This is a genomic window from Bilophila sp., from assembly GCF_057864385.1.
Map to the genome: position 1 here is coordinate 1 of NZ_DBMAFI010000040.1, position 14543 is coordinate 14543.

Genomic DNA, 14543 nt, shown 5'->3' on the forward strand with positions numbered 1-14543 from the left:
TTTTCCTTGAAGTTTCAAAGGAATAACCAGCAAAATGCCTTAGCCATAGGTTTCGCCAAGGGGAAAACTGGAGAAAAAGGCTGTATTTTCACCACACTGTGTGATGAAACAACCGCATACTATGACAGAGCCAAAAAATTTAGGTTGTGTTGTCAATTATATAATATATAGAAATTGTTTATTATTTTTAGGTTGTAAAAATAATATTTCAATAATTTAAAATGGTTATATTCAAATGACGACACAACCTAGGGGTGGCACCCTTTGGGAAAGGGCGCCGGGATGGAAAGGCGGTTTTCTGAAAGCCGGATTGGGTTTTAGGAATGGCTGTACCATAGAAAATAGTTGATGCTTTATTTCTCGAAACTCCAAGGGAATAACCAATAAAATTCGAGGTATTCACGTTTTCAATAGAAGTCGAATTTCGACTATCTGAAATTCAAAGTGAATTTTTTAAAAGGCTCTGTCATGATATATGGTTGTTTTATTTCCGCAGTATGCTGAAAATAGAGGCTTCTTGTTCATTTTTTTCTGCTGATGGACTTCATGATTCGGGATATTTTATTGGTTATTCCTTTAAAATATCGAGAAATAAAGCATCAACTATTTTCTATGACACAGCCTTAGGTTATGTCGCTATTTTATATATAACTATTTAAAATCATCGAAAATAATTTTTTTGTGATTTTAAAAATAGCTAAACAATTTCAATTGATTATATCTAATTAACGACATGGCCTAGAAAATTATCGAAAAGATGAACGGCTCTAAAATCCCCCAACCATAGAGCCCATCAACGGAAAAATGAGAGAAAGGGTTTATAGTTTCACCATACTGTGGAGATAAAAGCCACATTTTATGACAGGGCGTTAGGAATATATTGATAACAGGTGGAGTTCATGCGGATACGGACAGCTACACAGGATGATTTGGATGCTCTTTGCCGGGTCGAGGCAATCTGTTTTCCCGCGAGCGAGGCGGGCACACGGGAATCGTTTGCCGCCCGGCTCAAGGTTTTTTCCCGTCACTTCCTTCTGTTGGAGGATGAGGGGAGACTCATCGGCTTTGTAAACGGCATGGTGACGGATGACCGCACCATTTCCGACGTCATGTTCGAGAAGGCCGAGCTCCATAAGGAAGGCGGGAAATGGCAGAGCGTGTTCGGGCTGGACGTGTTGCCGGAATACAGGCGCAACGGGTATGCCGGGCAGCTCATGCGGGCGTTCATCGACCATGCCCGCGAAGACGGGCGCTGCGGCTGCATCCTGACATGCAAGGAATATCTTCTGCATTATTATGCCCGATTCGGCTTCAAGAATCTGGGCGTTTCCCTCTCAAAACACGGCGGGGCCGTCTGGTATGACATGGTTCTGGAGTTTTCTTCTCCTTCTTTATAAATCCATTGGCTCTGTCATAGTATGTGGTTGCTTCATCTCCACAGTGCAGTGAGAATACAGCTTTTTTCCAGTTTTCCCCTTAGCGGAATCTATGGCTGAGGCATTTTTCTGGCTATTCCTTTGGATTTTCAAGGAAAAAAGCATCGACCATTTTCTATGACAGATCCAATCCATTTTTTCAAAAGGCTGTGTTCGATTTTACGGTTGATGATTTTTTCAATGAAAATCAATAGATAAAAGCTCGTTCCACATCTGGCGATGTGGGCCTCTCTCATTTTTTGTTCATTACATGAAATCCAGTTTTGAAGAATTGTTGCGAGACCTCCAAATCATTTCCAAAGAACTCTTCCTTTCCAGTTGGAATCTTGTATCAACCACAAACTTAAACACAGCCTTTCAAAATGCCCTGCCGTAATGGGGCATGGCTGTTTCATCTTTTATATGGTGTGGGTACGGCCTTTTTCAGTTTTTCGTTGGTTTGGAGACAGCAAAAGATTGATATGCTGTTTCATATAATTCAAGGCAAACGCTGAGAAAATCTTTTTCGTCGTTAGGATCGCCACTAAATGCCTTTAAAAAGTGGCTGTACCATAGAAAATCGTTGATGCTTTCTTGAGGCCCAAAGGGTAAACCGATAAAATGCCTCGGCCATAGAGTCCGGCAACGGAAAAGTTGGAAAGAAGCTGTATTTTCACCATACTGTGGAGATAAAACAACCACATGGTATGACAGCGCCAAAAGTTTAACGAAAGCAATTCCTGCAATATCGTATCCAATCAAATGGTATAACAAAGCCTTTTCATCTTTAGTGGGCTTCATGACTGATTCATTTTGTTTTTTTAGAAGGCTGTGTTATAGAAAATGGTTGATGCTTTTTTCCTTAAAGTTCCAAAGGGATAACCGGCAAAATACCTTAGCCGTGGCTCCCGCCAAGGGGAAAACCGGAGAAAAAGGCTGTATTTTCACCGCACTATGGAGATGAAACAACCACAAACTATAACAGAGCCTTTTAGAATGCTAAGAAAGAAAACATCAACTCTTTACAGTCACAGCCTTTCTTCACTTCTTCACTGCCCTTTGGCGTTTCCCCAGCATAAAGAAAGGCTGCGCCATAGGAACAGGTTGATGTTTTATTTCTTGAAATTCCAAAGGAATAACGAATAAAATCTCCCCAATCATGGAAGCCCATCAGCGAAAAAACTGAGAAAAATAGCCTGTATTTTCAGCATATTTTAGATACAAAGCAACCGCATACTATGACATAATGCTATGACAGAGCCTAAAGAAAAGGTTCCGCATCCGGCATAAGCCGGATGCGGAACCTTTTCTTTAGGCCCCAAGGGGGTCTGGGGGGAATTATTCCCCCCAGACAGGGGGTCAAGGGGGGCGGTAGCCACCCTTGCCGCCGGAGGCATTTCTTACTTCAGCGAGTCGGCATAGATCTCGATGGTGTGCTTGACGACCACGTTGTCGCCGTTCTGGGCGAGCATGTCGGAAAGCTGCATCATGCAGGCGGGGCAGCCGGTGGCGACCACTTCCGCACCGCTGGCGACGATGTTGTTGCGCTTGCGCTGGCCGATTTTGCGGGACAGATCATAGTGCGAGAGGGTGAAGCTGCCGCCGCAGCCGCAGCAGCGGTCGGCTTCCTTCATCTCCACGAGAGCATAATCCGGGTTCATGCGGATGAGCTCACGGGGCTGCGCGCTGACGCCGAGGGAGCGGAGCAGGTGGCAGGACTCGTGATAGGTCACCTTGGTCTGGCCGTGGCGCCCGAACGCGCGGGGTTTCACCTTGAGCACGTCCACGAGGAAGGCGTTGATGTCCATCGCCTTCTGGGAGAGCTCATTGATGGCGTCGCGGTACTTGTAGGGCATCTTGCCCGCCATCTTGGGCCACAGGGAGCGGATGGTTTCCGTGCAGGACGAGCAGGGCGTGACGATGAGATCGAAGGAACCTTCCTTCAACACGTCCACGTTGTGCATGACCATCTTTTCAAAACCTTCAAGGTCGCCGGACGAGAGGGCGGGGATGCCGCAACAGGAATAGTTGGTAGGCAGATAGACGCCGACTTCGTGGTAATCGAACACCTTGAGGCAGGCTTCGGAAACATTGGTGAAGATCTTGTCGCCCATGCAGCCGGGGAAGAAGGCCACCTTGTGGCGGCTTTTCCCGGCGGGGGTGTTCACCGCGCCGATCTTGGCGCTCAGGGTCTGCTTGGCGAGGGGCTGCATGTGGCGTTCGCCGAGGAACGGGCGCAACAGCGGGGAACACATGGCGGTACCCTGCGGGTTGTTGTCCTCGTGCATGGCGAGGCCCTGGAACGGGGCGCTGAGCTTCAGCAGGAAGCCGAACAGCTTCGGGTTCGGCAGCAGGGTGCGGAAGATGGCTTTCTTGAGGGGCGAAAGGCCTTTGTAGGACGCGACAATGGCGCGGGCCTCCATGAAAATTTCCAGAATGGAAACGCCGGAAGGGCAGTTCGCCTGACAGGAGCCGCACAGGAGGCAACGATTGAGCTTTTCGTTGACCGCTTCGGGATCCTCAATGAGGCGGTGAGCCAGGTTTTCCAGCAGCGTGAGCTTTCCGCGGGTCACGTCGGCTTCCATCATGGTTTCGCCGAAAACCGGGCACACGGACTGGCACATGCCGCATTTCATGCAGGCGGCGAGCTTGTCGTCAAGCGCCATGAGGGCGTTGGCGAGGAGGGTCAGCTCATCCATGACTTAAACTCCAACCAGCTTGCTGGGGTTGAACAGGCCCTTCGGGTCGATGGCCTTGCGCAGGCGGCGCGAGTACCCGATGGTGCCGCGTGAGGTTTCCTTTTCCAGCCACTTCTGCTTGGCGGTGCCGATGCCGTGTTCGCCGGAAAGGGTGCCGCCCATTTCGATGGTGGTGTTGAAAAGTTCGTCGACGGCGCGTTCCACGCGTTCAAATTCGTCCTTGTCGCGCTTGTCGCACATAAAGGTCGGGTGCAGGTTGCCGTCCCCGGCGTGGCCGAAGGTGCCGACGGTGAGGTTGTACTTTTCGCCGAGGTCCTTGATGACCTTCATCATGGCCGGGATCTTGGAGCGGGGCACGGTGGCGTCTTCAAGGATGGTCGTGGGCTTGAAGCGGGCCAGGGCGGGCAGGGCCTTGCGGCGGGCTTCCCAGATCCGGTTCTTTTCCTCGGCGTCCTTGGCGACCACGATCTGCGTGGCGCCGCTCTTCTTGAGCTGTTCCTCGACGACGAGGGCGTCATCGGCGACCTGACCGGCATGGCCGTCCACTTCGATGAGGAGGATGGCCTGCGCGTCGCGGGGAAGGCCGATCTTCACGTCGTCCTCGACGAGGTTGATGGTCATGTTGTCCATGAATTCCAGCGTACAGGGCAGGATGTGGGCGGCGATGATGCGGGCCACGGCTTCGGAAGCCTTCTGCACGTTGTCGAACACGGCCATCATGGCCTTGGAGGCTTGCGGCGGGGGCACGAGCTTGAGGATGGCGCGGCTGATCATGCCGAGGGTGCCTTCGGAGCCCACGAGCAGGCCGCCGAGGTTGTAGCCGGTCGCGCACTTGACGGTGCGGGAGCCGCTTTTCACCAGCTCGCCGGTGTGGTCATAAAATTCGAGGCCCATGACGTAATCTTTGGTGACGCCGTATTTCAGGCCGCGCAGCCCGCCGGCGTTTTCCGCAATGTTGCCGCCGATGGTGGAGACGGCCTGGGAGCCCGGATCCGGGGGATAGAAGAGGCCCTTGGAAGCCACGGTAGCGGCGAACTGGGCCGTCACAACGCCGGGCTCGACGATGGCGAAGAGGTCTTCTTCATTGATTTCGATGATCTTGTTCAGTCCTTGCGTCAGGATGACCACGGATTTGTCGGCATCGGGCACGGTTCCGCCGCTGAGGTTCGTTCCCGCGCCGCGGATGGTCATGGGCAGGCCGTTGGCGTAGCAGCGCTCAATGAGGGCGCCGAGCTGTTCCGTGGAGGTGGGGCGCAGGACAAGGCCGGGAACGACCGAAGGCAGCACGGCGGCGTCATAGGCGTAGCTTTGCCTGTCCGCTTCGCTGGTAAAGACGTTCTCTTTGCCGATGAGGTTTTCAAATTCCTTGACGAGGGATGCGCTGGGCATGGTTTCCTCCGGATCAGATGGTGAGGGGGGCTGTATGTGGGGGGCCGCGAGGCCCGGATACAGTTCGCACAGGAAAGACGGGGTTCTGGCGACAGCAGCTCCCGGCTGCCCCATAAGGCTCCGCCGGATGTTGAGAATGGAATCCGGCGTGATATTCACCATTACTGTATGTCTGGGGGAAGGTCAAATAGTGAAGGCTTTCACGCGCACCTTTTATCCTGTTGCCGTGCCTCGTTAAGGCCGCTTGACCCCACGCTTTCCGGCCCGTAAGACAGAAGAAAACGGCCCGCGTGCCCCTTTACGGCAACCGGGCCTCCGGGAGGTTTTTCGTATGTTCGCACCGCTTCCCGCTCCGGCGGAAATGTCCGGCTGGGATCGGGCCGCCATTGATTTGGGCCTGCCCGAACTGTTGCTGATGGAGAACGCCTCCCGCGAGGCCATGCATGCGCTGGCGGCCGAGACCGGGCCCGTGCGCGGCAAGCGTGTCCTGCTGTTCATGGGCGGCGGCAACAACGGCGGGGATGCCGCTTGCCTTGCCCGGCATCTGCACGACGGGGGCGCGGAGGTGCTTGTGCTGCATACCCGGCCTTTGGGGGCCTGCCGGGGCGTGACGGGCCAGCATGTGCGGCTGGCCCGGCGCTGCGGGGTGCCCTTTGCCCCGGCTGCGGGCTGGCCCGAAAAGTACCGCAATACGCCGTGGGATGTGTATGCCGACGCTTCCGGCTGCGGGCGGGGCGGCCCGGACATCGTCGTGGACGGGATACTCGGCACGGGCTTTTCCGGCAGCCTCAGGCCGCTGGAACTGGGGCTGGTGGGCCGGATCAACGCGCTGGCGCAGCGGGCTTTCCTTTTTTCGCTGGATATTCCGTCCGGGCTTTCGGGGCTGACCGGGCGCCCCTGCCCCGTCGCCGTGCGCGCGCACGCTACGGTGACCTTTGAGGCGGCGAAGCCCGGCCTTGTCCTGCCGGAAGCCGCGCCGTACACGGGCAGGCTGCACATCCGGCCCATCGGCATCCCTGCGGCGGTGCGGAGGGCGCATCCCGCTTCCTATCAGATGATTACGGACGCCCTTGCCGGAGCCTTCCCGGAAGCCGCTCCGGGGTGGCACAAGGGAACCGCCGGGGCCATTTTGATTGTAGGCGGTTCGGAAGGGCTTACGGGCGCGCCGCATTTGGCGGCACGGGCCGCCCTGCGCGCCGGGGGCGGGCTGATCAGCGTCGCCGCCCCGCACGGCTTGTGCCGGGACATCAAGGCGGACTGCCCGGACATCATGACCCGTGCCCTCGGCCCTGCGGGGAGCGTGCGGTGGAACCCGGCATTGCTTGAGGAACTTCTGCCGTTCCTGCGCCAGTGCGGGGCGATGGTGCTGGGGCCGGGCATCGGGCGCGGCCCGGAAACGGCGGCATTCGTGCACTCCCTGCTGGCGTGCCCCTCGCGCCCGTCCGCCGTGGTGGACGCGGACGCGCTGCACGCGCTCGCCATGCATCCTGACGCGCTGTCTTCCCTGCGGGCCTGTGACGTGCTGACCCCGCATCCCGGCGAGGCGGCAACCCTGCTGCATACGACGCCCGCGCTGGTGCAGGCGGATCGTTTCGCGGCGCTGGCGGGGCTGCGGCGTCTAGCCCCTTCCGTGTGGATTCTCAAGGGCGCGGGGACGCTCATCGGCACGGCGGGCCAGCCCGTGACCATCGCCCCCTACGCGGAGCCCAATCTGGCTGTGGGCGGTTCAGGGGATGTGCTCTCCGGCTGCCTCGGCACGCTGATGGCGCAGAGCGCCGCGCACCCTTCCGAGGGCTGCGAAAGCTCCAGCTTCCTCGCCGCGTGCATGGGCGTCTATCTCCATGCGCGGGCGGGCAGGCTGCTGCGTGGGGCCTTCCCCAAGCGCGGCAACTCGGCGACGGATATCGCGGAGATGCTGCCTCGGGCACGATCTTGACGTGAGGGGGATCGAATCCCCTTCGGCAGCGTATTTCGGTGGGGAAGGCTTTTGGAATATGTTGACAAGATAAAGACCGCCGCGCGGAAATGGTGAACTTCCAAGCCACAGGGAAAGCGGTCAAGAGGGGTTCGACGAAGGGGGAAAGTCTTTGAAGGGAGTGGGGAGGCTTGGAGGGGCGAGGGAAACTTTCTGGAGAAAATTTCCCTCGCCCCTCCGATTTCGTTTTCCTGTTCCTGAAAAAACATCAAGAAGCCCGGCACCATGAGGCGCCGGGCTTCCTTTCTGTGCTGTCGGCTAAGCCGCGGGCGGCTTAGTTTTCGGACTCTTCAAACTTCTGCTTGAGGAGATCGCCGAGGCTCTGGCCGGCTTCGGGGCCGGAACGGCTGTATTCGCGGGGCTTCTTGCGTTCTTCGTCGTCCTTGAGCTGCTTGATGGAGAGGCCGAGGCGGCGATCTTCAGCGCTGACGTGAATGATCTTGGCCTGGATTTCCTCGCCTTCCTTGTACAGTTCGGCGGGGGTCTTCACCTTCTTGTTGCTCAGTTCGGACACGTGGACGAGGCCTTCGATGCCTTCTTCCACTTCAACGAACAGGCCGAAATCGGTGATGTTCGTGATGATGCCCTTCACGATGCCGCCCACGGGGTAGGCGGTGGGGACGTTGGTCCACGGATCTTCGGTCAACTGCTTGATGCCGAGGGTGAACTTTTCGCTTTCCTGATCCACGGTGAGCACCTTGGCCTGCACGGTGTCGCCGACCTTGAAGAGCTCGTTGGGATGACGGATCTTCTTGGTCCAGCTGATGTCGGACACATGGATGAGGCCGTCGATGCCGTCTTCGATGCCGATGAACATGCCGAATTCGGTGATGTTCTTGATGACGCCTTCAAGGATGGTGCCTTCGGGGTACTTTTCGCCCACGAGTTCCCACGGGTTCGGCTTAATCTGCTTCATGCCGAGGGAGATGCGCTTCTTCTCAGGATCGACGCCGAGGATGACGACTTCAACTTCGTCGCCCTGGCGGACCATCTGGGAAGGATGGCGGAGCTTGCGGGTCCAAGACATTTCGGAGATATGGACGAGGCCTTCGACGCCGGGTTCCAGCTCGACGAACGCACCGTAATCAACGAGGTTGGTCACCTTGCCGTTGTGGCGGGAACCTTCGGGGAAGCGGGCGGTGATGTCCTGCCACGGATCGGGCACGAGCTGCTTGAGGCCGAGGGAAACCTTCTGGTTTTCCTTGTCGAAGGAGAGCACCTTGAGTTCGAGATCCTGGCCAAGCGTAACCATTTCGCGGGGATGGCGGATACGCTTCCAAGACATGTCGGTGATGTGAAGGAGACCGTCGAGGCCGCCGAGATCCACGAACACGCCGTATTCGGTGATGTTCTTGGCCTTGCCGGTAACGACCTGACCTTCGGCGAGGGTCTGGAGGAGATCCTGACGCTTGGAGTCGCGTTCTTCTTCAAGCAGCACACGGCGGGACACGATGACGTTGCTGCGACGGCGGTTGATCTTCAGCACGCGGAATTCGTATTCCTGGTTCACCAGAGCGTCCATGTCCGGCACGGGGCGCAGATCCACATGGGAACCGGGGAGGAACGCTTCCACGCCGCCCAGATCCACAGTGTAACCGCCCTTGATGCGGCGCATGATACGGCCCTTGATGACGCCGTTCTTTTCCTGCACGTCTTCGAGCTGATCGAAGAGCTGCATCCGCTTTGCTTTTTCAAAGGACAGGGTGATGGTGCCTTCCTGTTCGTTCTTGCGAGCGACGAAGACGTCCACACGGTCGCCCACCTTCACAACGAGATTGCCTTCGGCATCCCGGAATTCGGCAGTGGGGATCTGGCCTTCCGATTTGAAATTCACGTCAACAAGCACATTGTCGTCATCCACGCGGACAATTTCGCCTTTGACGATGGTTCCTTCCTCAAGATCACCGAAATCGGTGCTGAGGTAGTCTTCCAGCGCGCTTTCAAAATTAAATTCCGCGTCCATACCGTGGTTTTCCATGGTTTCCATTAAACAGCCTCCAGGCCACATCAATTTCCTGCATATTTTGCAGGTCGTCATCCATAGCAGGAATCGTTTTGTCTGGCAAGGGTTGCCGTCGCGTGAAGAAAAGGCCTTTTTGCGTGATCGCCGCGTTTTCTGTCCACTTATGATAAAGGGGCCGGAGAAGAAAAAATCTGAGGGGATTTTTGAAAGGCCGTGTCCTAGAAAATGGTTGATGCTTTTTTCCTTGAAGTTCCACAGGGATAACCGGCAAAATGCCTTAGCCCTGTATTCCGCCAAGAGGAAAACCGGAGAAAAAGGCTGTATTTTCACCGCACTGTGGAGATGAAACAACCGCAAACCATAACAGGGCCTTTTGAAAACGTCTCCCCTCAGCATTGTTGCGGCGTCCAATCGGCGGGAAGCATTGCGGCGGGGCGTTCGGAGCGGCGGAGGGCTGAAACAGGCACAGGAAACATCGCCCTGAAACCGGAAGCGCCGCCGCAGCGACAAAGCCGGGGGTGCCCTCCCGAAGAGGCTTTCAGATCCGGCTATGCACCCCGCAGCGGCAGGGCCGTGGGAACTTCTTGGGGCCATGCCCCTTTCAGCGTCAAAACATCCGGCTATGCCGCAGCAGGAAATGGCTATTTTGCCTTACTATTCCGAAAGGATAGCCAATAACGGCTTCGGCTGTGAAGTCCGTCGGCGAAAAGCTGGAAAACTCTCGTTCCACTGCACTGGGGGACGAAACAGCCACGCTCCCCGGCAGGGGCAAGCGTATTATTCCGGCTCGTACCCCGTGTCTTCCGGCAAGCCGTGGCGGGCGGACTGGCTGCGGGCAAGCTCGTCGCAGCGTTCGTTCTCGGCGTGTCCGTTGTGCCCGCGCACCCATTCCAGCGTGACGCTGTGGCGGTCAAGCTGGACTTGCAGGCGTTCCCAGAGGTCGCGGTTTTTGACCGGCTTCTTGGCGGCTGTCTTCCAGCCGTTTTTCCGCCAGCCCGCGAGCCATTTCTTTTCCACGGCGTGGCGCAGATACTGCGAATCCGTGTACAGCGTGACCGCGCACGGCTCTTTCAGCACTTCGAGCCCAGCGATGGCCGCCATGATTTCCATACGGTTGTTCGTGGTGTGCGCGTAGCCGCCGGAGAGCTCCTTTTCATGCCCATCGCAGCGCAGGATGCAGCCCCAGCCGCCCCGTCCTGGATTGCCGAGGCATGAGCCGTCCGTAAATATCGTTACATTCCGCATAATTTTTCTTTTAGGCGCAAAACCGGAGACGCTGGCCGGAAAAGAGAAAACCGGCCCGAACCCGTCGCCCCGTGCAAAGGTCTTGGGAGGAAAAGGAGGGAATGGGGAAGGAAACGGCGTGCCCTCTTTCAGAAGGCTCCCCCTTTCCTCCCCATCCCCACATTTTATTCAAACATATCGATATTCGCCAGAGCCTGATGCATGAGCCCCTCCGGGGAGTCGGCGGCATCGAGGACGATGATGCGCTTGGTGTTGTGAGCGGCCCAGAGCTTGAAGCCTTCACGGATGCGGGTGTGGAAGGACATCTGTTCGGCTTCAAAACGCCCTTCTTTTTGGGAAAGCCCCAGCTCCGCGTTGCGGCGGCGGGCGCGTTTCAGCGCGTCGGCGGGATCCATGTCGAGCACGAAGGTTCTGTCGGGCCAGAGGCCGCCTATGGCCATGTCGTTGAGCGCGCGCAGCCTTTCGATGTCGAGGCCGCGCCCGTAGCCCTGATAGACCACGGTGGAGTCCGCATAGCGGTCGCAAAGCACCACCTCGCCGCGCTGCAGCGCCGGGCGGATGACCTCGGCGACGTGCTGCGCCCGGTCCGCGAGGAACAGGAACAGTTCCGCCTCAGGGCAGATGGCCGTTTCCGGGTTCAGGAGCATCCGGCGCAGCTCCCGGCCCAGCGTGCACCCGCCGGGCTCGCGCGTCACCAGCACTTCATGGTTCAGGGTGCGGAACACGTCGGCAAGGTTCTCAATGAGCGTGGTTTTGCCCGCGCCTTCAATGCCTTCTAGAGTAATGAACACTGGTTCAACCTTGGGGCTTCGGGTTCCGCCGCGCGTTTCGGGGCGTGGGGCTTACGGGGTTCGGCCGCCGGGGTCTTGGGGGCCAGGAACAACTGGCGATCCAGCGACTTCTGGTAGGGCGACCAGCCGCTTCCGCCGTCTTCGAGTGCCCCGAACAGGCTTCGGCTTTGGGTGATCTTGGCGTCGATGTTGTCCGCGTAGTGCAGGGCGAAGGCTTCGGCCGTTTGCGGCAGGCGCGGCGAGCCGTACTCGTACAGCCCGTGGTGGCTCAGGATAAGGTGCTGGAAATGAAGGATAAGCTCCTCGTCGAGCCCGGACTTGGCGAGATGGCGGTCAAGCTTCCCAAGGCACAGGTTGATGTGCCCGACCAGCCGCCCGGCGTCGGTGTAGTCGTTGGCGAGGCCGCCGGAGAATTCCCATATCTTGCCGAGATCGTGGCAAATGGCCCCGGCGAGCAGCGTCTGGCGATCCAGATCCGGGTAATGGTCGCAGAAACGCAGGCACAGCGTCGCCACCGAAAGCGTATGCTCAAGGAGCCCCCCGACCCAAGCGTGATGAACGCTCTTGGCGGCGGGGGCGGTGAGCAGCGGGATACGGATGGCCTCGTCCTCAAGGACGGACAGGATGAACTTGCGCCACGGCTTGTACGTGAACTCCTTGCGGCAGAGGGCTTCGAGCTCGTCGAGCATCTCCTGCGGCGGGCGGCTGCTGGAGGCCATGAAGACGGACGTGTCCACCGAGGCCGTTTCTTCCGGGGAGAGCACGCGCAGCGCGTTGACATTCACCTGCAGCTTGTCGCGGAAGCTTTCGGCGCGGCCTTCCACTTCGGCGATGACGCCGGAAGGGATCTCCGCGAACTGTTGGCTGAGGGGGCTCCATATCCGGGCCTCAAGATCCCCGGAGGCGTCTTTCAGCTCAAGCCGCCAGAACGGGCCGTTCTTGGCTTGGAGCTGCGACGCCGAGGCGATGAGGTACAGCGCTTTGATTTCGTCGCCGGGGGCCACGTCTTTGGCCCACCGGCGGTCGGGCGCGGATTGTATTTTCTGCATATTCAACCTACAATAAAAAACCGTGCGATCGGCTTTCCGTGCGGAAAGCGCCGCCGCACAGTTGGAATGTTTGGCGGGAGTTCACCCGTTTTCGTCTATGTTGTCAACAGAAAGCCTGCGGCCCGTCCGGGCCCCGGCGTTCCGTCCGTTTCCTGTGGGGAAACTGTTTTTGCTGTTTCGGGAGGTTGCGTGCGTATCCTGCTTTCCAACGATGACGGCATCCATTCGCCGTGCCTCCGCGCGCTGCACGACGCGCTGTGCGAAGCCGGGCACGAGCTTGACGTGGTCGCCCCGCTCACGGAACAGTCGGGCGTGGGCTGTTCCGTCACCCTGCACAACCCCTTGCGCCTGTACCCGGTGCAAGAACCCGGCTTCAGCGGCACGGCGGTTGCGGGGACGCCCGTGGACTGCGTGAAGTTCGCCCTGACCACGCTCCTGCCGCAGCCGCCGGATCTGGTGGTCGTGGGCATCAACAACGGCGCGAACAAGGGCGTGGACGTCTTTTACAGCGGAACCGTGGGCGCGGCGACCGAAGCCGCCCTGTGCGGGCTGCCCGCCGTGGCCTTCTCGCGCCCGCGCCCCGAACTTGAGCCGCCGCAGGCGCTGGCCCGGCACGCCGCCTCGCTGGTGGATGCCGTGGACTGGCGCTGCTGTGCCGGGAAAGTCCTGAACGTCAACTATCCGCGCTGCCGCGTCGCCGAAATCAAGGGCATCCGGGCCGCGCGTATGGCCGAGAGCCGCTGGGCCGAGAACTACGAACGCCGTGAAGACCCCGCCGGACGCCCCTATTGGTGGATCGCCGACTTCCTCAAGCGGGACAGCGGGGGCGACGATACGGACATCGCCCTGATGGAAGGCAACTGGGTGACGGTCACGCCGCTTCAGGTGGATCGGACGGATCGGGAACTGCTCGGTCGCTTGCAGGAGCGGTTCGGCCTCTGGTTCCAATCCTCCGTAAAATAGGCTACAATAGGATTATCAATACGTGCGGCGGGGTCGCCGCTGCGGTCTTCCGGTGCGGGGGCCGCCTTATTTCACCATCCCAATCGCAGCCGCAAGGCTGAGGCGAGGAGCAACTATGCCGCTTACCTCTCCCAGAGCCATGTTTGAACGGGCCTACAAAGAAGGGTATGCCATCGGCGCCTTCAACGTCAACAACATGGAAATCATTCAGGGAATCATGGAGGCGGGAGCCGAGGAAAAGGCCCCGCTCATCCTCCAGGTTTCCGCCGGGGCCCGCAAGTATGCGGGACAGCATTATATTGTGAAGCTCATTGAGGCCGGTCTGCTGGAAGCTGATCTCCCGGTTGTGCTCCATTTGGATCACGGCGCGGATTTCGACATCTGCAAGTCCTGCGTGGACGGCGGCTTCACCTCCGTGATGATCGACGGTTCGCACCATTCCTTTGAAGAGAACATCGCCGTGACCAAGCGGGTCGTGGAATACGCCCACGACCACGGCGTATGGGTGGAAGCCGAGCTGGGCCGCCTTGCCGGGGTCGAGGAAGACGTCTCTTCCGAGCACAGCATCTATACCGATCCCGATCAGGCCGTGGAATTTGTGGAGCGTTCCGGCTGCGACTCGCTCGCCATCGCCATCGGCACCAGCCACGGCGCGTACAAATTCAAGGGCGAAGCCAAGCTCGACTTCGAGCGCCTCGAAAAGATCGGTAATCTGATGCCCGGCTATCCGCTCGTCCTGCACGGCGCGTCCAGCGTGCCGCAGGAATTTGTGGAAATGTGCAATGCCTACGGCGGGAAGGTCGCCGGGGCTGCGGGCGTGCCGGAGGAACTGCTCCGCAAGGCCGCCGGCATGGCGATCTGCAAAATCAATATTGATACGGATATCCGGCTGGCCATGACGGCCTCCATCCGCAAGCAGCTCGTCGAACATCCTGAGGAATTCGATCCGCGCGGCTACCTGAAACCCGCGCGGCAGGCCGTGAAGGACATGGTCCAGCACAAGATCAAGCACGTGCTGGGTTGTTCCGGCAAGGCATAAAATTGTCACACGGGG

General features: G+C 58.3%; 12 protein-coding genes. 5 read left to right on the plus strand and 7 right to left on the minus strand.

Annotation, left to right across the window (positions count from 1 at the left end; genetic code table 11):
* The first annotated feature begins 899 nt into the window (after window positions 1-899).
* Entirely contained in the window at window positions 900-1397 is a 498-nt protein-coding gene (locus tag ACZM8Y_RS12285) for a GNAT family N-acetyltransferase (protein WP_482331582.1), read from the plus strand.
* A 462-nt stretch (window positions 1398-1859) separates the two neighbouring features.
* On the opposite strand, the gene ACZM8Y_RS12290 is transcribed toward ACZM8Y_RS12285, so the two are convergent.
* The 3 genes from ACZM8Y_RS12290 to ACZM8Y_RS12300 form a co-directional block, all read right to left on the minus strand.
* Window positions 1860-2216, minus strand: a complete 357-nt coding sequence (locus ACZM8Y_RS12290) for a hypothetical protein (protein WP_479858805.1) — start codon at window positions 2214-2216, stop codon at window positions 1860-1862.
* Window positions 2217-2815: 599 nt separating this feature from the next.
* On the minus strand, window positions 2816-4114 hold the full coding sequence (locus tag ACZM8Y_RS12295; protein WP_479858806.1) for a (Fe-S)-binding protein: 1299 nt from the start codon (window positions 4112-4114) through the stop codon (window positions 2816-2818).
* 3 nt (window positions 4115-4117) lie between these two features.
* Window positions 4118-5503, minus strand: a complete 1386-nt coding sequence (locus ACZM8Y_RS12300) for an FAD-binding oxidoreductase (RefSeq protein ID WP_302553245.1) — start codon at window positions 5501-5503, stop codon at window positions 4118-4120.
* A 331-nt stretch (window positions 5504-5834) separates the two neighbouring features.
* Between ACZM8Y_RS12300 and ACZM8Y_RS12305 the strand changes: the two genes are divergently transcribed.
* Entirely contained in the window at window positions 5835-7439 is a 1605-nt protein-coding gene (locus ACZM8Y_RS12305; RefSeq protein ID WP_482331594.1) for an NAD(P)H-hydrate dehydratase, read from the plus strand.
* A 313-nt stretch (window positions 7440-7752) separates the two neighbouring features.
* Here ACZM8Y_RS12305 and ACZM8Y_RS12310 read toward each other — a convergent pair whose 3' ends face one another.
* Complete coding sequence (locus ACZM8Y_RS12310; protein ID WP_302553243.1) at window positions 7753-9465, minus strand: 30S ribosomal protein S1; 1713 nt, start codon at window positions 9463-9465, stop codon at window positions 7753-7755.
* Here ACZM8Y_RS12310 and ACZM8Y_RS12315 point away from each other — a divergent pair.
* Window positions 9455-9787, plus strand: a complete 333-nt coding sequence (locus ACZM8Y_RS12315) for a hypothetical protein (RefSeq protein WP_482331602.1) — start codon at window positions 9455-9457, stop codon at window positions 9785-9787. The two genes, ACZM8Y_RS12310 and ACZM8Y_RS12315, sit on opposite strands and share 11 nt — an antisense overlap.
* 431 nt (window positions 9788-10218) lie before the next feature.
* Here ACZM8Y_RS12315 and rnhA read toward each other — a convergent pair whose 3' ends face one another.
* The 3 genes from rnhA to ACZM8Y_RS12330 form a co-directional block, all read right to left on the minus strand.
* Entirely contained in the window at window positions 10219-10686 is a 468-nt protein-coding gene (rnhA, locus tag ACZM8Y_RS12320; RefSeq protein WP_308771802.1) for a ribonuclease HI, read from the minus strand.
* 164 nt (window positions 10687-10850) lie between these two features.
* Window positions 10851-11477, minus strand: coding sequence for a dTMP kinase (gene tmk, locus ACZM8Y_RS12325; RefSeq protein WP_479858809.1), 627 nt, complete (start codon window positions 11475-11477; stop codon window positions 10851-10853).
* A complete protein-coding gene (locus ACZM8Y_RS12330; protein WP_479858810.1) occupies window positions 11462-12526 on the minus strand; it encodes a 3'-5' exoribonuclease YhaM family protein in 1065 nt (354 codons plus the stop codon). The genes tmk and ACZM8Y_RS12330 overlap by 16 nt, the downstream gene beginning before the upstream one ends.
* A 189-nt stretch (window positions 12527-12715) precedes the next feature.
* Between ACZM8Y_RS12330 and surE the strand changes: the two genes are divergently transcribed.
* Both surE and fba read left to right on the plus strand, forming a co-directional pair.
* Window positions 12716-13489 (plus strand): 5'/3'-nucleotidase SurE, encoded by a 774-nt coding sequence (surE, locus tag ACZM8Y_RS12335; protein ID WP_479858811.1) that lies wholly within the window; start codon window positions 12716-12718, stop codon window positions 13487-13489.
* 115 nt (window positions 13490-13604) lie between these two features.
* Window positions 13605-14528 (plus strand): class II fructose-1,6-bisphosphate aldolase, encoded by a 924-nt coding sequence (fba, locus tag ACZM8Y_RS12340; RefSeq protein WP_479858812.1) that lies wholly within the window; start codon window positions 13605-13607, stop codon window positions 14526-14528.
* Window positions 14529-14543: the final 15 nt, after the last annotated feature.